Annotated in this window: 18 protein-coding genes; 14 read left to right on the plus strand and 4 right to left on the minus strand. The window is 45.0% G+C overall.

What is annotated here, in order from left to right:
• Positions 1 to 130 precede the first annotated feature (130 nt).
• The 5 genes from VN379_RS00450 to VN379_RS00470 all read left to right on the plus strand — a co-directional run bounded on the left by VN379_RS00450 (position 131) and on the right by VN379_RS00470 (position 6,903).
• Positions 131 to 1,141: an HlyD family secretion protein gene (locus tag VN379_RS00450; protein ID WP_325529696.1), complete on the plus strand. Its 1,011-nt coding sequence runs from the start codon at positions 131 to 133 to the stop codon at positions 1,139 to 1,141.
• The gene (locus VN379_RS00455) at positions 1,125 to 2,750 is read left to right on the plus strand and encodes a DHA2 family efflux MFS transporter permease subunit (protein ID WP_325529713.1); all 1,626 of its coding nucleotides are present in this window, start codon (positions 1,125 to 1,127) and stop codon (positions 2,748 to 2,750) included. Before VN379_RS00450 ends, VN379_RS00455 begins: the two co-directional genes overlap by 17 nt.
• Before the next feature lie 202 nt (positions 2,751 to 2,952).
• Positions 2,953 to 3,714, plus strand: coding sequence for an ABC transporter permease (locus tag VN379_RS00460; protein ID WP_325529697.1), 762 nt, complete (start codon positions 2,953 to 2,955; stop codon positions 3,712 to 3,714).
• Positions 3,715 to 4,116: 402 nt separating this feature from the next.
• A complete protein-coding gene (locus tag VN379_RS00465) occupies positions 4,117 to 5,424 on the plus strand; it encodes an MFS transporter (protein ID WP_325529698.1) in 1,308 nt (435 codons plus the stop codon).
• Between the two features lie 663 nt (positions 5,425 to 6,087).
• Entirely contained in the window at positions 6,088 to 6,903 is an 816-nt protein-coding gene (locus tag VN379_RS00470; protein WP_325529699.1) for a class I SAM-dependent methyltransferase, read from the plus strand.
• 94 nt (positions 6,904 to 6,997) lie between these two features.
• On the opposite strand, the gene VN379_RS00475 is transcribed toward VN379_RS00470, so the two are convergent.
• The gene (locus VN379_RS00475; RefSeq protein WP_325529700.1) at positions 6,998 to 7,819 is read right to left on the minus strand and encodes a methyltransferase domain-containing protein; all 822 of its coding nucleotides are present in this window, start codon (positions 7,817 to 7,819) and stop codon (positions 6,998 to 7,000) included.
• Positions 7,820 to 8,120: 301 nt separating this feature from the next.
• Here VN379_RS00475 and VN379_RS00480 point away from each other — a divergent pair, with 301 nt between their 5' ends.
• From VN379_RS00480 to VN379_RS00505, 6 genes are all read left to right on the plus strand, one after another.
• Positions 8,121 to 8,891, plus strand: a complete 771-nt coding sequence (locus tag VN379_RS00480; protein ID WP_325529701.1) for a class I SAM-dependent methyltransferase — start codon at positions 8,121 to 8,123, stop codon at positions 8,889 to 8,891.
• A 234-nt stretch (positions 8,892 to 9,125) separates the two neighbouring features.
• Positions 9,126 to 10,028, plus strand: coding sequence for an AraC family transcriptional regulator (locus VN379_RS00485; RefSeq protein WP_325529702.1), 903 nt, complete (start codon positions 9,126 to 9,128; stop codon positions 10,026 to 10,028).
• A gap of 215 nt (positions 10,029 to 10,243) precedes the next feature.
• Positions 10,244 to 10,807, plus strand: a complete 564-nt coding sequence (locus tag VN379_RS00490) for a flavodoxin family protein (RefSeq protein WP_325529703.1) — start codon at positions 10,244 to 10,246, stop codon at positions 10,805 to 10,807.
• A 28-nt stretch (positions 10,808 to 10,835) separates the two neighbouring features.
• Positions 10,836 to 11,408 carry a GNAT family protein gene (locus VN379_RS00495; protein ID WP_325529704.1) on the plus strand — a complete coding sequence of 191 codons (573 nt, stop codon included), beginning with the start codon at positions 10,836 to 10,838 and terminating at the stop codon, positions 11,406 to 11,408.
• Positions 11,409 to 11,504: 96 nt separating this feature from the next.
• Complete coding sequence (locus VN379_RS00500; protein WP_325529705.1) at positions 11,505 to 12,149, plus strand: class I SAM-dependent methyltransferase; 645 nt, start codon at positions 11,505 to 11,507, stop codon at positions 12,147 to 12,149.
• A 44-nt stretch (positions 12,150 to 12,193) separates the two neighbouring features.
• Positions 12,194 to 13,012 (plus strand): PHP domain-containing protein, encoded by an 819-nt coding sequence (locus tag VN379_RS00505; protein WP_325529706.1) that lies wholly within the window; start codon positions 12,194 to 12,196, stop codon positions 13,010 to 13,012.
• Positions 13,013 to 13,267: 255 nt separating this feature from the next.
• Here the strand turns inward: VN379_RS00505 and VN379_RS00510 are convergent, their stop codons facing one another.
• Both VN379_RS00510 and VN379_RS00515 read right to left on the minus strand, forming a co-directional pair.
• Entirely contained in the window at positions 13,268 to 13,828 is a 561-nt protein-coding gene (locus VN379_RS00510; RefSeq protein WP_325529707.1) for a nitroreductase, read from the minus strand.
• 94 nt (positions 13,829 to 13,922) lie between these two features.
• Positions 13,923 to 15,116, minus strand: coding sequence for an MFS transporter (locus VN379_RS00515; RefSeq protein ID WP_325529708.1), 1,194 nt, complete (start codon positions 15,114 to 15,116; stop codon positions 13,923 to 13,925).
• 378 nt (positions 15,117 to 15,494) lie between these two features.
• Here VN379_RS00515 and VN379_RS00520 point away from each other — a divergent pair, with 378 nt between their 5' ends.
• Genes VN379_RS00520 through VN379_RS00530 form a run of 3 tightly spaced genes read left to right on the plus strand, consistent with a single transcriptional unit; the run spans position 15,495 to position 18,515 of the window.
• A complete protein-coding gene (locus VN379_RS00520) occupies positions 15,495 to 15,908 on the plus strand; it encodes an iron-sulfur cluster assembly scaffold protein (protein ID WP_325529709.1) in 414 nt (137 codons plus the stop codon).
• On the plus strand, positions 15,880 to 17,310 hold the full coding sequence (locus VN379_RS00525; RefSeq protein ID WP_325529710.1) for a HesA/MoeB/ThiF family protein: 1,431 nt from the start codon (positions 15,880 to 15,882) through the stop codon (positions 17,308 to 17,310). Before VN379_RS00520 ends, VN379_RS00525 begins: the two co-directional genes overlap by 29 nt.
• On the plus strand, positions 17,307 to 18,515 hold the full coding sequence (locus tag VN379_RS00530; protein ID WP_325529711.1) for a winged helix-turn-helix domain-containing protein: 1,209 nt from the start codon (positions 17,307 to 17,309) through the stop codon (positions 18,513 to 18,515). The genes VN379_RS00525 and VN379_RS00530 overlap by 4 nt, the downstream gene beginning before the upstream one ends.
• Positions 18,516 to 18,606: 91 nt before the next feature.
• On the opposite strand, the gene VN379_RS00535 is transcribed toward VN379_RS00530, so the two are convergent.
• Positions 18,607 to 19,902, minus strand: coding sequence for an aminotransferase class I/II-fold pyridoxal phosphate-dependent enzyme (locus tag VN379_RS00535; RefSeq protein ID WP_325529712.1), 1,296 nt, complete (start codon positions 19,900 to 19,902; stop codon positions 18,607 to 18,609).
• Positions 19,903 to 19,937 lie beyond the last annotated feature (35 nt).

A 19,937-nucleotide genomic window follows, 5' to 3' on the forward strand; every position in this document is an offset into this window, starting at 1 on the left:
CATATATACCGGCTGATCAAAAAATATTGAAGGTCGGAGAGCAGGCATTGCTTTCCGACCTTCAATATTTTTTATCGAATAAAGTAAGGCTGTTAAGCCAGAGAAAGGAATATATATGGGGCGAATCCTGTTGCGAAATGAAAAGAAAATAATGGTGACAGTGGCTATAACTGGTTTTGCTTTGCTTGGCAGTGGTATTTGGTGGTGGATGTATTATGCCAATATTGTGTCTACCGATGACGCCAGAGTGAAAGGCACAATTGTTACGGTAAGTTCGCGGGTGGCTGCCCGCGTGGCTGAATTACTGGTTGACGAGGGGGATGCTGTACAGGCCGGGCAGGTTATTGCCAGACTGGACAGTCGGGATTTGAAAGCGCAAGTTGCCCAAGCCAAGGCAATTTTAGCAGCGGCAGAAGCGAAACTGGCCGGGGTTAAAGCCGGCAGCAGACCGCAGCAGGTTGTCCAAGCGGCCGCTTTGGCTGATTCGGCGCAAGCAAGCTTAGATAATGCCGGAAAAGTGTATGAGCGTACAAAATCGCTATATGCTCAGGGTGCCGTAGCGGCGCAGCAATTGGATGCAGCTCAGGCTGCGCTGGCGGTTGCACTAGCACAGTGTGCAGCGGCGAAGCAGTCGGTCAGCTTAGCGGCCGAGGGTTCGCGTTCGGAAGATATAGAAGCGGCGACAGCGCAAATGGAGCAGGCCGCCGCCATACTGGAAAGCGCCCAGCTGCAACTGGATTATACAGCCATTATTGCGCCGATTGCCGGTGTTGTAGCGTTAAAATCCGTAAATGTTGGTGAAAGCGTTAGCGTTGGGCAGCCAATATTTAATATTGTTGACAACAATAACGTATGGATAGCGGCCAACATTGAGGAAACAGCGGTCGGTAAAGTTCGGGTTGGACAAAAGACAACATTCTCTGTTGATGCCTTCCCCGGAAAAACATTCACAGGCAAGGTACGCGAGGTTGGTGCCGCGACCCGGTCGCAGTTTTCGCTGCTGCCTAATGAAAACACAGCGGGAAGTTATACCAAACTAACGCAGAAACTGCCGGTGAAGATAGCAGTGGCAAATACCGGCAATGAGGAATTAAAGCCAGGTATGTCGGCGATAATCCGTATTGATGTTAAGTCGTATTGAAGGTGCTGAAACGGAGCAAGCTACAAGCCGCAATAAATATTTAGTGTTGTTTACAGTTACAATTGGTACCCTGCTTAGCGCTTATCTAAGCAATTCGGTAAGTATTGCATTACCCAATATTATGCAGGTGTTCGGATTTAGTATGGATTCTGTAGTGTGGGTGTCACTGTCCTATCTGCTGCCATATGGTTCCATCCTGCCTGTTACTGGCAAACTAGGCGACCAATTTGGCCGTAAGCGGGTATATTTGATTGGGCTGGCTATTTTTACTTTCGCGACACTGCTAGTCGGTTTAGCATGGAACAGTACCACACTTATTATCTTTCGCCTGCTACAGGGTATTGGCTCCGGATTGCTGTTTCCTAACGCCATGGCATTAGTGTCTGAAGCCTTTTCGAGCCGGGAAAGAGGTCAGGCCCTGGGCTTATGGGGAGCTTTGGCTGCATCCGGTACGGCCTTGGGGCCAACTGTCGGTGGATTGATTGTTGAATATTTGGATTGGCGGATGCTGTTTTTTTTCGCTTTTCCGGTAGCCGCTGCCGGGCTGCTTTTGGCCGCTAACGTGTTAACTGAATCAAAAACCCATAGTGAAACAGCAAAAATTGACTATATTGGCGGAACGCTGCTGGTTACCAGTCTGAGCTGTCTGCTAGTGGTGCTTAACCAAGGAGCCAAGGAAGGCTGGACCTCCTTATATATAATGAGTTTGTCAATTACTGCCATACTGGCGATGGTTATTTTTATCGCGGTAGAGATGCATATTGAGAATCCGATTGTTGACTTGACACTGTTTAGGAATATTACGTTTACCGCTTCAAATTTGGTAGGTTTTTTATCGTTTATGGCTATGAATGGCGGCATTTATCTTTTACCGTTCTATTTTCGAAATATTCAGGGATATAGTGCCATCAAAGCCGGGATAGCCATGCTGCCGCTGACAGTATTCCTGATTGTATTGGCGCCTGTAGGGGGCCGATTGGCTAATGTATATGGAGCGAGGGTTCCGGCAACTCTAGGGATGTTAATTATGACAGTGTCCTTATTTTCTTTCCGGTTGCTTGATGAAGGTACGTCCTATTCCTATATCGCAACAGGATTAATCATCATGGGGGTGGGCAGGGCCCTAACTATGTCACCCTTATCAAATGGTGTAATGAATTCCTTGCCCAAAGATAAACTGGGCGTTGGTTCTGGTGTCTTCAATCTCTGTAAAAACTTTGGCGGCAGCGTGGGCGTTGCGGTAATGGGCGCATTACTTGATACCAGACAAACATTACATATCGGGACCTACCAGGACTATATTAACAGCAGTTCACAAGCGGCAACACAGGCAGTAGCGGTCTTGCAGAATTCTTTTAGCCATAACGGGTTTACATTGGAGCAGGCCAGAAGTTTGGCACTGTATTCGCTGCAGGGAATAGTAACGAAACAAGCGGCTATCGCGGCTTATGGCGATGTGTTTCTGGTATCAGGCATATTATGTGCCATTGGTATCTTGCCGACTCTTTTTATTCAAACGGCAAAAAGTCGGTTTTTAGCGAATCGGAACACGGCAGGAGAAGCTGTAAAAGCTGCGAGACTTGTCAGTACGGAGGAAAATTTACTCTGATTTTTTTTAGATTTACTACTTGTAAATGAACTTGGCTATTTTCCAATTCATCAGTTTATTACGGAAAATATTCCAGAAGAATACAAGGAACCTGTTAGATGTTGTTGCATATCAAAAAAATATATAGACGGTAAATAATTAACAAACTATGCTGTTTTGGATCTTCATGGGATATTATGACCTAAGAAGAAAAGGAGAGAAAATGAGCAATTGTTTGAAGAGAATGGCCGATAAGTGCATCGATATTTCGGGAATTATCATTCTTCTGCTAATATGGGAATTTGCTCCGCGCCTGGAACTTGTCGACAGACAGTTTTTTCCGCCTTTCTCTCAGGTGTTATCGCACCTCGGCAAATTAGCTGCTGATGGCATCCTATTTATCCATATTGCCTCCTCCTTACAGCGGATATTCCTTGGTTTAGCGCTGGCAGTTAGCCTGGCAGTTCCGGCGGGGATTGTGTTGGCAGGGGCGTTTCCCTTCCTATTGTGCAAGTTAATGCCCTTGTTCCGTTTGCTGGAACAAGTGAATGTTTTAGCCCTATCGATGATATTTATCCTGTTCTTTGGAATTGGCGAGAGTGTTAAAGTTTTTATCATTTTCTGGTCTACTATTTGGTTGATTTTGTTTGCCACGATATCCGGAGTAAAGAATGTGAATCCTCTCCATATAAAAATCGCGCGGTCACTAGGCGCGGGCAGAATTGCCATCCTTAAAAAAGTAATATTGCCCGAGGCGGCGCCGGTCATTCTTACCGGGATAAGGTCGGGTGCTTCTTACGCATTTTTCATACTAGTTGTTGCGGAATCCATGGGGGCCTATTATGGAGTAGGACGCCTGATCCGCGGTTCCGCTTTTGGTGCATGCATTGTTATTGCAGTGCTGGGAATGACTATAAATTATTTATTCCATAAATTGGAGGAATTCTTACTGGAGTGGCAACGTGGTTCAGGTTGGGCGGATTAGCGCCGGCAGTATGGTCAATAAGTTTACGTATCAAGAAGCATTAAGAAAGTTAGTGGAATAATCGAATTTGATGCAATGCTTAGGGCTAGTATTGGAGGTTAGTTTAGCGTGATATGTACAGTCTAGAGAAGAAAATTGACTTCTAGTGTAATTATGAAACTAACACAAATTAGTTGCGCGATCAACTAATTGACATTATATTACTCATGTGATAACATTAAAAATATTAGTTTTACCAGTGTTGTTATCCCGTTGCTGATCAGGATAGACTGAAGGCTTAGGAATATTGTCCTAAGTCTTTTTTGCTTTTTAGAGATTCAATATTATGTGTAGGGAGGATTAGAGGGGCCGCAGTCAGTTGTGGCCCCTGAATGCCCGGTAGACGAGGAGGGCGGAATAAGATTGGATACAATTTCTATCAATGTGAATTTCATGTTGAGGGCATTGCGGTATCGTAATTATCGCTTGTTTTTCAGCGGGCAAACTGTTTCTGCAATTGGTACCTGGATGCAAACGATTGCCATGAACTGGCTGGTGTATCGGTTGACAGATTCCGCTTTTATGCTGGGCACATTTAATTTTTTTAATTCTGTGCCAGGTTTACTATTAGGGCCTGTGGCAGGTGTAGTCGCTGACCGTTTTAACAGGCACAAAGTTATTATCATAACCCAGTCGTTAGCGATGCTGCAGGCAGTATTGCTGGCAGCTTTAGTGATAACCGGCAACATCGAGGTTTGGCATTTGTTAGGGTTAGGTTTTGTATTAGGCTGTATTAATGCATTTGATTTGACTGCCCGTCAGGCATTTGTTGTCGATTTGGTCGAGGAGAAGGATGATTTACCTAACGCAATCGCGTTGAACTCTATTATTCTTAGCGTCTCAAAACTGGTCGGCCCATCGATAGCCGGCATATTAATTGCCATAGTTGGTGAGGGAGTATGTTTTCTACTAAATGCGGCCAGTTTTATTCCCGTGCTGGCGGCTCTGCTGTGTATGCATGTTCAGGCACCAGTTGAACGGGAAAAGGAAAAAAATTCTCCGTTGCGTGAAATGCGTGAAGGATATCTGTATGCCTACCATTTTCCACCGATTTGCTATACTGTGCTACTTTTGGGGTTGGTCAATCTGGCAGGTACGGTGTATATCACGCTAATGCCGATTTTTGCTCATGATGTATTTGCCGGTGACTCGTACACATTGGGGCTCCTAATGGGGGCTACAGGATTGGGTGCGATTTGTGGAGCGACATTCCTGGCCTCCCGCCCTAATCCAAAGGGCCTGGAAAGAGTGATTCCGTGGGCGGTTGTTCTGCTGGGAATTACATTGATCGTGTTTTCTCAGACCAATTTGTTGTTGATCGGGCTGCTAATGCTCTTTTTTATTGGACTGGGGTCGATTGTTCATATTGCAGCATCCAGTACATTAATGCAATCCCTGGTAGATGAAGATAAACGCGGTCGAGTTATGAGCCTGTATTCCATGTCTTTTGGGATGACTCCCTTTGGCAATCTACTGGCTGGCATTATGGCAAGCTATATCGGAGCAGCGGCAACAGTTGGTATTGGCGGGTTGATCTGTGTTGCCGGGGCAATATTGTTTTTGCGCCGGCTGCAGGACATAGAAAAACATACCAAAACCGATGACAAAGCAGATGAACAAAATGTGATTGGCCATATGTCCTGTGAAAGGGTTTCCGGGGAGGAAATATAGATGCCAAAATTCACTTAGCAGGATGATAGCCGAGCATAGTATGACTCCACGGCGTTTATGCTGTAGAGTTTTTAAATTTTTGACAGAACACTCCTCTTTTTTACTCTAACCGGTTCAATATGCTGATTTGAGGAGGGGTTTGTTCTGAATGATATGGACAATTTGCAAAGGAATATCCGATTTAGTTATATCTTTAATTTTCTTTAATCTCAATGCAACAAAAATGGGAGAACCACTATATCGAAAATTTGATTTCTCTGAGCCAGGAGATAAAGCAATGGTATTAAACATTTAAATTATACCAACTTCATGACTCAAGTCGAATTTGAAATGATTGCGCACAAAAAAACGTCTACAGCAAATTTTAAGGAAGTGTATTGTTGCTAATGAAAAAAATTAATGATTACTAAAAGTCAAGCCTGCCTTTTCTTCTTGCCCATCAAGTTTATGGTCACCTTATAAGCTGGCGGGTAAGTACAGTGAGTAGGAACAAAAGCTGATCAGGAGATAAACTGAAGGCAAAGGTTATTCCATAACGGAAACCTTTGCTTTTTTTATTGAGAGTTTCACATACTCTTAGCCTGATTTGCGCTCATTGAGAATTGTACTAAAGTTCTTTTAATAAGTGTTTAGCAAAAATAATACAAATAAGGAGTGTTTATTATGGCCGTTCATCTGACACTAGATAATGAGAATTTGGCAAGTACTTATGACGAGGTAAGCAATACCCAATTCAATAACGGATCTATATTGATCCAGAAACTGGAGGTGGAACCTGGTGATTCGGTCTTGGATATCGGCAGCGGCACTGGCCGGTTAGGTAGACATGTAATTTCCGTCATTGGTCAGTCTGGTAATTTTGTCGGTATCGACCCTTTGGGAGAGCGTATTAAGATCGCCAACGAGAAAAATCAATATGCTAACGCCGTCTTCCAGATTGGAAATGCTGAAGATCTCAGCTCCATACCGGATAATAGTTTTGATGTAGTGTACCTGAATGCGGTATTTCATTGGGTGCTTAATAAAGAAGTCGCTTTGCAGGAGATATTCAGGGTTCTTAAACTGGGAGGAAAGGTTGGCATTACAACAGGTGCCAAGGAACTAAGCAGTTTTTCGGGAGTAAAATTGATTACAGATAACGTTCTAAAGCGGGATCCATACAATAAGATTGTTCGGTTGGAGGATAGTACTCAGAATCAGCATGGTTTGACTACTACTGCGCTGATTCAATTGTTGGCAGGGGCTGGTTTAACGGTAAAAGATGTCCAGATTAAGGAGATCAAGAGGAGTTATCCAACGGCCAGCGATGTTACTAAATTCATTGAGGCTAGCTCCTTTGGTAATTTCCTGAACCATGTTCCCGAATCGTTACGGGATAAAGCGAAAGTGGATATTGAGATTGAGCTTGAAAAGCAGCGGACTAAAGACGGCATAACATTTAGCGGCTACACGATATTTGCAGTAGCTAAGAAACAGTGAAAGGCTTGGACTCACGGGGGCGGTTCTTGAGTCAGTTTTTCTTATTCATGAGCGTTTACTGAAAAAGGCTGTGAGTATGACCAGGAGGGTATTATCACGGCTTCTCGGCCACAATAATGTTCATGGCATGCTTGTGAGCAATGCCGGAGGAGTTACAGTCAAATATTACTTCATCACATTCTTTGATAAGCCAATTGCTATAAAGAGAAAAAAGTTCACCTGAAAGCCAGTTGTGTCCATTAGGTTCATGTTCCGGTGCGGGGGGAATAAACGGTTTTGTCACAAATGCTGATAAAACATGAATGCCATGAGGGGATGTATGCTGCTGGTAGTTGAAAAATATCTCTTGCCGGAGTTCCGGTTTCATATAATGGAGAACGCCATTGGAATAAAGGATATCGTAATTAGATTCCAGCCTGAAATCAAGGACATCGGCTTTAAAGACATTTACATGTACACCAATTTTATCAGCCAGTCTTTTGGTTTTTTCGATGCCTGCATCGGCTATATCAAAGGCGGTTACCTGATAGCCGTTTCTGGCAAAGAATACGGCGTCTTTGCCTTCACCACAGCCAATGTCCAATAGTTTTAGGAGTTTAGTCGGCGGCAGCAAGGATAATATTTTATAACACATTTTTGAGGGCGCAAGACCCCAGTAATAACCATCCTGGGCATACTCATCCTCATAAATGGTCCGTTTCTGTTCTTGATGTGAGGTATAGCCCATAAGTCTATCAATGCTTACCTCTAATATACTGGCTAAATGCGGCAAAAGGGTGATATCCGGATAGGTCTGATTGGTTTCCCATTTTGACACTGCCTGAAATGTAATATTAAGCTGAGTAGCTAGTTCCTCCTGAGTGATGTTTTTGAGTTTACGGTATCTACTGATATTTTTTCCTAAACTGCTTTTCATAAAGCAAGACCTCGTTTCCCTTTGTTTTTATTTCATTATATCGGTGAAAAAGTAGCAGAACAATAACCGTATACTTGAATACTTGTAAGACTCGACTGACAGTTGAGTGATAAAATTAGTATTTAATTTAAGCTCTTGCTATGTTTAATTTTGCAGTCAATCAATTTTGTAGTGCTATGGGCAATAATATTTTTGGCGTCAGCCTATATTTGTTTAATATTCATAAACTTGACAAGGTCCCAAGTGGATTGTGTTAGAATAACATATAATTCGAATTTATTAGATATTAGGAGTATAGCATATGGACTTGCGACTGAATTTTAACGAAGATGAAGCAAATTATGATAAATGGCGACCTACCTATGTTTCTGAATTGTTTGATGAAATTATTCGATTTTCAGGTATAAACGAAACGAAGCAAGCTCTTGAGATAGGTATTGGAACAGGGCAAGCAACCTTACCGATTCTTCAAACAAATTGCAAGCTTACCACCATTGAAATTGGTGAAAGGTTAGCCGAATATTCAAGGCAGAAATTTGCTTCCTTTAGTAATTTCGAGGTGGTTAATACTGATTTTGAAAGCTTTTGTGGCAATAACAATACATATGACTTAATCTATTCTGCAACATCTTTTCATTGGATACCGGAAGGAATTGGCTACACGAAAGTTTTTGACCTTTTAAAGAACGGTGGAGTTTTAGCGTTGTTTTGGAATCATCCTTTTGTAAATCGGACTGATGATTTGCTCCATTTGGAAATTCGGAAAGTCTACAATAAGTATAAGCCATCTGACAAACAACCAGTTGAATTTGATAAAAACGATTGCCGAAAAATAGCAGAGGTTATCAAACATTATGGATTTACTAATAGTTTTTCAAAATTATTTTTTCAGACTCGAACTTTTACAGCAGAAGGTTATATAGCCTTATTGAATACCTATTCTGACCACAGGACTCTTCCAGCAAATGTGAAAAATGGATTGGAGAATGAAATAACATATGCAATCAATAGTTTCGGTGGAAAATTACATGTCTATGATACAATGGATTTATATTTAGCACAAAAACCATAATCCCGCTAAATGAAAACAACTTTAGCACACACTTTTTGATTAAGCAGCGTAGAGGCAGGCGAGTCTTCCATGCTAGCAAAGAACAGCGGGGTCATATGATATGATTCTGCTGTTCTTTTTCTAAAGGATGAAAGGTGACTGATGGCTTTTAGCAGTCTTACAAACAAATTGGTGCATGGAAAGTTGCGACTGTTTATAGATCGCCTGTTATACTGGCAATAAAGAGAGGATAGTATGATGGACTGGATCGAAAGAATGAATGGTGCGATGAGTTATATTGAGGAAAATTTAGCGGCAGAAATTGATTTTAAAACCGCAGCGGCGATAGCCTGCTGCTCGGTTTATCACTTTCAGCGGATGTTTTCTTTTATTACCGAGATTCCTTTATCGGAGTACATACGACGCAGAAGGCTGACATTGGCCGCAGCTGATCTGCAAAATAATGATATTAAAATCATCAATTTAGCCCTCAAGTATGGTTATGATTCGCCTGTTTCATTCACCCGTGCTTTTCAAAAAATGCACGGTATTACTCCCTCGTTGGCGCGGGCGACAGGAGCTCGGTTAAAAGCTTACCCACGGCTATCCTTTCATATTTCACTGAGAGGAGATAAGGAAATGAATTACAAAATCATTGAGAAGGACGGGTTTGAGGTTGTTGGCAAATCGATGCGGGTATCTACGGTCAATGAAGCACAGTTAAAAATAATTCCCCGGTTTTGGGATAAAGCTGAGCGGGATGGAACTGTCGGCACACTAGCTGATATTGCGGCGAACGGTGCAGATGGTCAAACTAACCGAAAGCTGCTTGGGATTTGCACAGATTTTAGTGACAATAACGAGTTTTCTTATGTTATTGCCGTCGAAAATACGGCTAAAGGGGAATATGCAGGGTTTGAGGTCTTTCATATTCCGCCTGCGGACTGGGGTATATTTGAAGCAACCGGCCCAATGCCGGAGGCCATCCAGGAGCTGTTTAAACGCATATATACCGAATTCTTTCCTGCTGGCGGCTACGAGCGGGCTGAGGGGCCTGATCTGGAAATCTATTATGAGGGTGACATGGCCAGTCCGGACTATCGTTCTGAGATTTGGATACCGGTGGTTAAACGCGCTCTGTCTGGTATCAAAGGATAACCCACAAATTGACATCTGTAAGAAACGGGGATATAATTTAGCCATAATAGTAAAGTGGCAATGTAAGCTGACTGCAAAAAAACAGAGGCTGCGAGTATGAAGTTTTCTACTCGCGGCCTCTGTTTTTTTCTCTATTACTACAAACAGGCTTATATACAGCGAATGACAGCTGGGTGATTCGTTGTACTATATGAAATTAAACTTTAGGAGTGATTATGATGAAAATTATTGGATTGGTTGGCAGCCCACGAAAAAATGGCAATACCGACGTGCTGGTGCAAAAGGCTTTGGAAGGAGCTAGGGCGCAGGGCAGTGAAACAGAGCTATTCCATTTGAATGAGCTTGCTGCTCGGGGCTGTCAGGCCTGCTACGGCTGTAAGAAAGCAGGCAAATGTGTCATAAATGATGATTTGACCAACGTATTCACAGCCATTGAGACTGCTGACGGTATTGTTCTGGGGTCGCCCATTTATTTTGGGCGGTTTACAGCGCAAACAGCTACTTTCATGGACCGGTTGTATGGATATATTAAACCTGATTCCACCAGCAGTCTTGGTACCGGAAAAAAGTTTGGACTGGTATTCACCCAGGGGCAGCCAGACGCCAGCTTATACACCGGCACGACTGAAGCAACTGCCCGGGTACTGGCACGCGTTGGTTTTGTGGCTGGCCCCGGAACCTTGGTGGGGAGCGGCTTAGGGGAACCTGGCATAGCCCGGGAAAACGAACAGTTTCTACAAGCCGCTTTTGCTATAGGTCAAGAATTAGCCAACCGATAAGGGAATTTCAACGAGGGCGGGGAATAGGATGGTTAAAATTAGAGGTGATAAGGTATCACTTGCGACGTTAAATCTGGCAGACGCAGGCAAAATAGCTGAATGGCTCAATGATTTAGAAGTAACTTTGCCGTTAGGGGATGAGGCTTTTAGCCACGTCACTGTGGAAACAATACAGCATGATATTGAAAAATCCCCGGAACGAAGCAGTGGATTACGCACTTTTGCCCTTATTCAAAATGCAGATGATTGTCTGATCGGTCGTTCTGCATTGTATGCCATTGATTACGTCAATAGAAGCGCCAAAATTGGCATATTTATTGGCGACAAGCAGCATTGGAACAAAGGGTATGGCCAAGAATCCCTGCGATTGACGCTTGATTATGCATTTAACCTGCTGAACTTGAACAGTGTAATGCTGGGGGCAGTTTCCTTCAACGCGCGGGCGATACACTGTTATCAACAAGCAGGATTCACAGAAATAGGACGTATTAGAGAAGCTCGTATTATTGGTGTAGAGCGGTATGATGTGATATTGATGGATATTCTTGCTAAGGAATTCAGACAACATAATGAAAGTGTAGTCTCGCTGTATCTTAAATAATGAGGATGGTTGCAAGAGGAAGCTTGTGGCATAAATATCGGATTCCGAAGCTTGGATGATTAATACAGGCGTGTTTTGATGAAGGGGCTGGTCTGCATGACAATAGAAAGTGCTGAATTTGTGAGGTACTATAACCATACGGCATCAGAATATGCCGAGAAATATTTGCATGAGTTGGATAATAAGCCGCTGGACCGATATAGTTTGCAGGTGTTTGCCAATCTGGTGAAGGATAACGGCCCTGTTTGCGATGTCGGTTGTGGGTCAGGCCATATCGCAGGGCATTTGGTTAAATATGGCGTCAATATCTTTGGCATTGATCTGTCTGCCGGAATGGTCAATGAGGCAAGACGCTGTTTTCCGGCCATTGATTTTCAAGTGGCTAATATGTTTGCTCTCCCCGTCAGCGATAACCACCTTGCCGGCATAAGCGCTTTTTATGCGATTGTACATTCTGAACCAGCTCAGATACCTTTGTTAGTGAAAGAGTTTCATCGCTCTTTAAAAACTGGCGGTTTTGTTTTACTGTCCTTTCATATCGGGCACCAAGAAGTCATCCGTGTTAATAAGCAAGCTGGGGCTGAAGAAGTCTTCGCCGATTACGTATTTCATAACTATGAACACATAATCGGCTGCCTGGAAGAAAGCGGTTTTGAGCTTGCCGAAGCATTTATCCGCCATCCATATCGGAATGTTGAATACCCCAGCCGGAGAGCATATGTTAGGGCCAGAAAAAAATAAGTGGCAAGAGAGACTTAAGTCAATACCTGAAAGGCGGTGAAAAAGTGATTGATTCCCACATTCATCTTTTTCATGGCAACAGCGGCGAATATACGTGGCAGTTGCTGCAAAGCTTTGTGGAACAGGCGCGGCAGCGGGGAGTAAGCACAATCTATTTACTGGAGCATTCTCATCAATTCTGTGAATTTCGTGATATGTACAGGCCAGTGGCTGATTTTAATGAATATCAGAGGAACTGGCTGGCAAGAAAAATGAAGATTTCACTTGTATCATATATACGCTTTATTGAACAGGTGAAAAACTGCGAATTTCCCCTCACTGTAAAATTTGGACTGGAAATATGCTATATACCAGAAACAGAGAGTCTATTGCAGGCTATCTTAAGCCAATACAAATGGGATTTTGTAATCGGGTCGGTTCACTACATTGATGACTGGGGATTTGACCACAAGGCTGAGTTCTGGAACGGCATAGAAGTGAATAAGGCGTATAAACGATATTATGAGATTATGTTTGACCTGGTACGATCAAAGCTTTTTAACGGCCTGGCCCATCCGGATTCAATCAAGTGTTTTGGATATTACCCGGACTATGACTTGACTGAGACCTATATTAATCTTGCTAAAGCTTTGAATGATGCCACCATGTACGCAGAGCAAAGCGGTGGACTGACATTGAACTATGGATTTGCGGAACTTGGCCTAAATCCGCAAATCCTGAGAGTGTTTAAAGATAATGGCGTACGTATTCTCACTGCCTCTGATGCTCACAAACCGGAGCATGCCGGGGAGAATATCAGTAAATTGCAAGCGCTTTTAACGAATGACGAAGATGGTAAAACGCGTGATCAAAGCAAATACTGAACGAATTATACGTAGCCTGTGCCCATAACCAAAAACCTAAAATATGATAGGTAACTGGTAGATTTGAGAGTATTCTACAGGTGTCTGGCAACTCCGGTAATCCAGTTAGGATGCAGGTTTGCTAATGATAGTTGCGGGAAATCGCAGTTGTAAGAGCGTGAACAGGAGTCTTGACATTAGCCAAATTGTAGTGAAAAAAGGGTTGAGATTTTACGTTATCTTATAGAAACGTAAAATCTCAACCCTGCTTAGTTCTTATTTGATTATCGTTACCGTACCTTCCCGGCGCGGCGGCGCCGCTGGTGCTTCACCTGCATTATAACCGAAGGCCCCTGAGCCAATGATCGTGTAGCCTGCGGGAATACCTAACTCCTTATTCAGTGCTCTGCCTTCTTCTGTATCAAATAGCAAGCGCAGGGAATGAATCCAGCAAGACCCTATACCTAAAACGTGGGCTGCCAGGAACAGGTTGCCTAGTGCCAGGCTGCCGTCTGCCTGGGGAGCAATGGCTTTTTCATCACCAGAGACGATAATTAATGTTGGGGCATGATAGAACGGGCTGAAGTTTTCCGCTTTGGCCCGTTCTACTAGCCCGGGATTGCCTGAATTTAGAAAAACAGTTTGAAGAACATTATTGATTTTACTCAATAGTTCCTGCTTTTGTACTACTGTAAAATGCCAGGATTGTTCATTTCTGGCACTGGGGGCAAATTGCCCTGCCTCAAGGATGGTCTGTAATTCGTCATCTGTTATTTGTTCGGGTTTGTAAGTCCTGATACTCCTGCGCTGCACGATTGACTTTAAGGTTTCACTCATGTCATGATCCTCCTAATAGTATGTATTTATCCCATAACCGGCGCCACTGAGCCTTTCAGGATATTAAAGATTCGGTGTGGCGTGGCTCTTTGGATCATACCTCCAGTTCAACTCTCTTTTCTACAGGTTCCTGAACAAAGAGTGTCATGATAAAGCCGATGACCGGTAACGTGGCCAGTAGATCAAAGGCCAAAGGCATCCCCCAGACATCGGCGACTCTGCCCATGGCCAAAATTCCCAGGGCTCCGAGACCGGAGCTAAATCCAAGATTTAAGCCTGATGCCATGCCTAGATTATTCGGCATCATTTTTTGAATAAAAACCAGGCTGCTGGTGGCAGTAGCGGCAAGCAGGATGCTGGCGATTGCCAGTACGGCAAATATCCATGGTCCGTCCAGAATTTTGAACAAAGACAATGCTGCCGCAATTGGTAGTATCGAATAGAGCATAATCTGTTTGCTTCCCCACCGGTCGCTTAAAGCGCCGCCGATCACCGTACCGACAGCGCCGGCCCCCAGATGAACTGTCAACAGAAAACTGGCGTACAGCTCGCTGCCATGCAGATAAGTCATATAATATAAAGGCACAAAGGTGCTGATACCGGAAGATACCGTGGCCCTGGTCAAAACCGTTCCCATCAAAGCCAGTAAAGACCAATTAACAGATGCCTTCAACCGTCTGAAGCTGGTACATGCTGTTGTTTCTAACCGGGGTACTTTGTGCAAAAAATAGAATAATGCCCCGCTAATCAGCAGATAGGGAACCGGATAAATGAGTAACAAAGGACCTTCGCCATGGATGAGCAGGGAGGCTAAAAACAATGACCCTGCTACAATACCCACGTTGCCACCAACAGAAAACAAGCTTAGCGACTTTCCTTTGGCGCTGCCGCTTAACAGGTTGACTGTTTTTGCAGCCTGCGGATGGAAGATAGCTGAGCCAATCCCGTTACAGGCTACCGACAAAAAGACCAGCGAATAAATGGGTGATAATAATGTTCCCAGCATCGAGATCCCTAGTATCAGACAACCGACAGGCATGAACCAGACGCGCGCTTTTCGGTCGCATAAATAACCGAAAAATGGCTGGCTGATGGAAGAGGTAATACTTTGCATAAGGACAATAGAGCCTAATTCGGCATAAGACAATGAGAACTTTATCTTTAAGAAGGGTAATGCCGCATAAAAAGCGCCGGGGGACATATCAACCACACCGTGAGCGATAGCTAAAAGCCATATTGATTTTGGGACAGATTTAAATGAATTGAACAGTTGGATCACTTCTTCCATGTGTATGCTAAAAGTACTGAAGGCTAAGGTACATCAACAGATATACCTTAGCCTTCAGTACTTACCGATCAGCTGTTGCCAACACCGTGTAATGGTTGTCAATCTTCAACTAAGCAAAGACTCGAGAGTCATTTTACAAATATACTACTACAGGCGTTGGGTGGTGTCAATATAAACCATCAGACGGTGAGCAACTAATCGAGCTTGGCCTGTGACCGGACACAACTGTCTAAATTTTGCATTAACCAGCAGGATATTTACTGGAACAGTAGTATATTAACTATTAATCATATTGAATCGGGATTGCAGAGCCGGGTTGCCGGCGGTTATTAAATGCAAGTATATACCAGGTAATCACTTTAACAGGAGGCGGCATCTATGTACAATGACACCGTACTTGATCATTTCTCTAATCCGAGAAATATCGGTGAAATAGCCGATGCAGACGGGGTTGGTATTGTAGGGAACCCTATAGACGGTGACCTCATAACGCTTTATATAAAACTAGACGGCAACGTCCTGGCTGATGTCAAAGTCAAAACCTTTGGCTGTGCTGCGGCGATAGCGGCCAGCAGTATGGTTACAGTATTGGCTAGCGGCAAGACAATTAAAGAAGCGCTGCAGATAACCAACGAAGCAGTAGCAGCGGCCCTGGACGGGCTGCCACCCAAAAAAATAAGGTGTTCCAATATTGCTGCCGATGCGCTTCACAATGCGATTGCCGATTATTACGCTAAAGTCGATAGGCAGGGAGGTGAGCCTGGTGATACTTGCCAGGGAGCAGATCAATAGGTATTTACGGCATATTATTATGCCGGAGATTAGCGGTCCGGGGCAGAAAAAACTGTTGGAATCAGCGGTTTTTGTCTGTGGGGAAAGCATAGAAGCCGCAGCCCTGGCCATATATTACCTGGCAGCAGCTGGTATAGGCCGCATAAACTGCCGGTTTGAAACGGCAACCGGGTTTGACCCGCTTGTGGCCGACATCCGGGATTTGAACAGCGATGTCGCGATTGCGTTGGCAGGCAGTGAGGATAGCCAATTCCGGATTTTCATAGGCAGTCCGGAATTTATTGTCAGGCAGAGCGAAAATATAACACATGATTTTTTACCATCCGTAATAGCCCTCCAAAATGGCTGGAAAGGGGGCATTGAGGTATGTAAAGACCCGGCAGCGGCAGAAGCTTTGCTGGCAGCATTAGGGGCCGGGCAGCAACCGGCTGGCGTCGGTGCCAAAGAACATTTACTGCAGTATGGTGTATTTGCCCGCTGCTTTTCAGGGGCATTATCTGTTATGGAAATCGTAAAGCTAGTCCTTGCTATTGGCGAAACAACAGATGACCTTCTCTATTTTAACCTGCTGTCCATGGAATTTAGAAAATCCAGTCTCCAGGATTTCTCTCAGATCGTAGACGAACTGTGTGCAGTAAAACCTGAAGACTGCCAGGAAACCAGATTGGAGAACGGTAAGGTGCTGATTGTCGGTACCGGCGGGCTTGGTTCGCCTGCAGCCTACGCCCTGGCAGCCGCAGGTATCGGCACAATCGGCCTGGTGGATTATGACGTTGTTGAGATCAGCAACCTTAACCGCCAGATATTGCATTCTGCTTCCCGGATTGGCATGCCGAAAGTGGAATCAGCGGCAGTTTTTTTGAAAAGGTTAAACCCGCAGCTTACAGTTAATGTCTATAATACCAGTCTGACTAAAGAAAATGTCTTTGATATTCTTGCCGGTTATGATGTTGTCATTGTCGCAGTCGATAATTTTCCGGCAAGGTTTTTGCTTAACGATGCCTGCTTTTTTGCCGGCAAACCGATGATTGATGCCGGCGTGATCAGATTTGACGGTAGTTCTATGACTATTGTCACGCCTGCAGGGCCCTGTTATCGCTGTACGCTGCCGAAGATTCCCTCTGCAGGTAATGTTCCATCGTGTTCTGAGACCGGGGTACTGGGTGCCTTGCCTGGGATTATGGGCTTCATTCAGTCCGCAGAAGCGGCAAAATTATTATCCGGTCAGGGCCGGCTTTTACGAGGCAGGGTTGTTTACCTGGACGGATTATTCAGCCGTTTTCTTACCCTCCGGTTAAACAAAGCAGACAACTGTGCCCTATGCGGCCCTAAGCCTACGATTCATGAACTGCAGGAGTATGAGTTTGTGTGTGCCGATGCGGCTGAGCAGACGGCCCCATGATGCTGTCAGCCAATCATCAACCGGTGCAGATTACTCAGCAACAGGCCCGGCGCTTTGTGCTTACCCACCAGGGGTTATGGCCGCCTTGCCGGTGGGCCGGCAAGCAGGGGATACTTAGTTATATCCGTCGTGTGGGCTGTATTCAGTTTGATCCTCTAAGTATTGTCGGTCATAATCAGGAGTTGGTGCTGCAGGCACGTGTGGCTGAATTTCGTCCGGCCCTGCTGCAGGAGCTGCTGTATCAGGATCGCAGCCTGATCGATGGCTGGGATAAGAATATGTCCATCTACTATACGGAGGACTGGCCTTATTTTGCCCGCAATAGAGAACAAGCCTGTCATAGTCCGCGCAATAGTTCCGAGCTTGAACTCTTTTTGCCTCAGGTTCTCAATGAGATTGAAAAACGGGGACCTTTGTCTTCAGCGGATCTTAGCTATGATCAGATCATAGACTGGTCCTGGGCACCTACCCGGATCGCCCGGGCGGCATTGGAAACCCTGTATTTCCGGGGAGAATTGATTATTCACCATAAGGCCCGTACCCGTAAGATATATGATCTCGCCAGCCGGCAGCTTCCCCGGGTTCTGCTGCAGTCCCCGGATCCCAATAAAACAGAACAGCAGTATCACGATTGGTATATTACCCGGCGGATCGGGAGCATTGGGCTGCTGTGGAATAAGTCTGGTGATGCGTGGCTGGGGATCTCCGGAATAAAGAGCAGCGAGCGTAGTGAAGCACTGCAGCGGCTGCTTATGCAGGGCAGGATTATTGAGATAGCAGTGGCAGGGATTAAACCTGTACTGTATATGCGGAGTGAGGATAGCTATTGTCTGGACAGTGTCCTGCATCAGTCTGAGCAGGAATGTCATGCTTCCATACTTGCCCCCCTGGATAATCTGCTCTGGGAGCGGCAACTCGTGAAAGCGTTATTTAATTTTGATTACCGCTGGGAGGTTTACAAGCCGGCTGATAAACGTTTATATGGCTACTATGTATTGCCGGTCTTGTATGGCGATCAGTTTATAGCGCGGTTTGAGCCGGCAATAGATAAACAGAGCAGAACACTGGTGATTAAGAACTGGTGGTGGGAGCCTGACGTACAGCAATCAGAACAAATGCGGGCTGAAATTGGGCGGTGTTTGTTGCGATTTGCAGACTATCTGGGTATTGTGTTTATACCAAGCCAAGCTGACGCCTATAATTAGCCTGTGGCATGTGTGAGACCCCTGGAGCTTATACTCCAGGGGTCTCATTGTGTCTTTATGAAGGAAAAGCGCTTATGGTCAGCGTAGTAGTTTATTGTCGCAGGTCTCTTTTTTCTAATTCCTGTTCAACACTAGTCAGCTGAATGCAAAGCGTAAACAGCTCCATGGCTTGCTTTAGCTCTGCCAGTGGCGGGAAGGTGGGAGCAAGCCGGATGTTGTTATCTTTAGGGTCCTTACCATAGGGGAAGGTGGCTCCGGCCGGTGTCAGGACAACGCCGGCTGCTGCCGTTTTCGCCACTATTTTTTTTGCACAGCCGGGCAGGGTATTGACACTAATGAAGTAACCGCCCTGCGGTTTGCTCCAGGAGGCCAGATTCTTGCCGCCTAACTCAGCTTCCATAATGGCTATGGCCAAATCAAATTTTGGCTTGATGATTGCCGCCTGTCGGCGCATGTGGGCTTCAATCCCGGCCAGGTCTTTAAAGAACCGGACATGCCGCAATTGATTCAGTTTATCAGGGCCGATGGTTTGGATGCTGAGGTGTTTTCTAAACCAATTAATATTGGCCTCACTGGCGGCGAGGGCGGCAATACCGGCACCGGCCAGGCTGACCTTAGACGTGGACGTGAACACAAAAACCCGGTCAGGCTGACCGGCCTGTTTACATTCCTCCAGCATGTTTAATATCCGGGGCGGGTTATCGGTCAGATGATGTACGACGTAAGCATTATCCCAGAAAATCCGGAAGTCGGGGGCTTTAGCCGGCATGGCTGCCAGCCGCTTTACCACCGCGTCAGAATAGGTGATACCGGTGGGATTGCTGTGCTTGGGCACACACCAGATACCTTTAATTGACGCATCGGCAGCTACCAATTGTTCTACCTGCGCCATATCCGGACCATCATGCTGATAATTAATCGGTATCAGTTCAATGCCAAGATGCTCACAGATGGCAAAATGCCGGTCATATCCGGGGCTGGGGCAGAGAAATTTTACTTGCGGCTGTTTTACCCACGGGGTTTCACTGCCTGGCAGCCCATGCAGCATCGCCCGGACAATAAGATCATTCATCAGGTTCAGACTGGAATTGCCGCCAATGATGACTTCCGCAGGCTTGGCTTCCAATAGCTGGGCGAAAAGTTCTTTGGCCTCAGGGAGACCATCTACGCCCCCGTAATTCCGGCAATCGGTTCCGTCGGCAGCTTTGTAATTTGTCTGATTGATGCAATCTAAAAGCCCGGCAGCAAGGTCCAGTTGGTCAGGGCCTGGTATACCGCGCGACATATTTAGCTTTAGCTTCTGGGCCTGGAATTTCTCATAATGCCGGACTAATTCTAAATAGTATTCCTGTAATGCCTGGTCATTCATTTTTTCTAACTCAGTCATGTTTGCATCACTCCTTTGCACTCTTATCATTATAC

This window comes from Sporomusa sp., assembly GCF_035561255.1.
In the GTDB taxonomy this organism is placed as follows: Bacteria; Bacillota; Negativicutes; order Sporomusales; family Sporomusaceae; genus Sporomusa.

Bases quoted from the DNA above. Each gene is read 5' to 3' on its own strand.
- VN379_RS00455 (WP_325529713.1), top strand. From the start codon at position 1,125: ATGTTAAGTCGTATTGAAGGTGCTGAAACGGAGCAAGCTACAAGCCGC.
- VN379_RS00460 (WP_325529697.1), top strand. From the start codon at position 2,953: ATGAGCAATTGTTTGAAGAGAATGGCCGATAAGTGCATCGATATTTCG.
- VN379_RS00470 (WP_325529699.1), top strand. From the start codon at position 6,088: ATGGCCGTTCATCTGACACTAGATAATGAGAATTTGGCAAGTACTTAT.
- VN379_RS00475 (WP_325529700.1), bottom strand. From the start codon at position 7,819: ATGAAAAGCAGTTTAGGAAAAAATATCAGTAGATACCGTAAACTCAAA.
- VN379_RS00480 (WP_325529701.1), top strand. From the start codon at position 8,121: ATGGACTTGCGACTGAATTTTAACGAAGATGAAGCAAATTATGATAAA.
- VN379_RS00485 (WP_325529702.1), top strand. From the start codon at position 9,126: ATGATGGACTGGATCGAAAGAATGAATGGTGCGATGAGTTATATTGAG.
- VN379_RS00490 (WP_325529703.1), top strand. From the start codon at position 10,244: ATGATGAAAATTATTGGATTGGTTGGCAGCCCACGAAAAAATGGCAAT.
- VN379_RS00495 (WP_325529704.1), top strand. From the start codon at position 10,836: ATGGTTAAAATTAGAGGTGATAAGGTATCACTTGCGACGTTAAATCTG.
- VN379_RS00500 (WP_325529705.1), top strand. From the start codon at position 11,505: ATGACAATAGAAAGTGCTGAATTTGTGAGGTACTATAACCATACGGCA.
- VN379_RS00510 (WP_325529707.1), bottom strand. From the start codon at position 13,828: ATGAGTGAAACCTTAAAGTCAATCGTGCAGCGCAGGAGTATCAGGACT.
- VN379_RS00515 (WP_325529708.1), bottom strand. From the start codon at position 15,116: ATGGAAGAAGTGATCCAACTGTTCAATTCATTTAAATCTGTCCCAAAA.
- VN379_RS00520 (WP_325529709.1), top strand. From the start codon at position 15,495: ATGTACAATGACACCGTACTTGATCATTTCTCTAATCCGAGAAATATC.
- VN379_RS00530 (WP_325529711.1), top strand. From the start codon at position 17,307: ATGATGCTGTCAGCCAATCATCAACCGGTGCAGATTACTCAGCAACAG.
- VN379_RS00535 (WP_325529712.1), bottom strand. From the start codon at position 19,902: ATGACTGAGTTAGAAAAAATGAATGACCAGGCATTACAGGAATACTAT.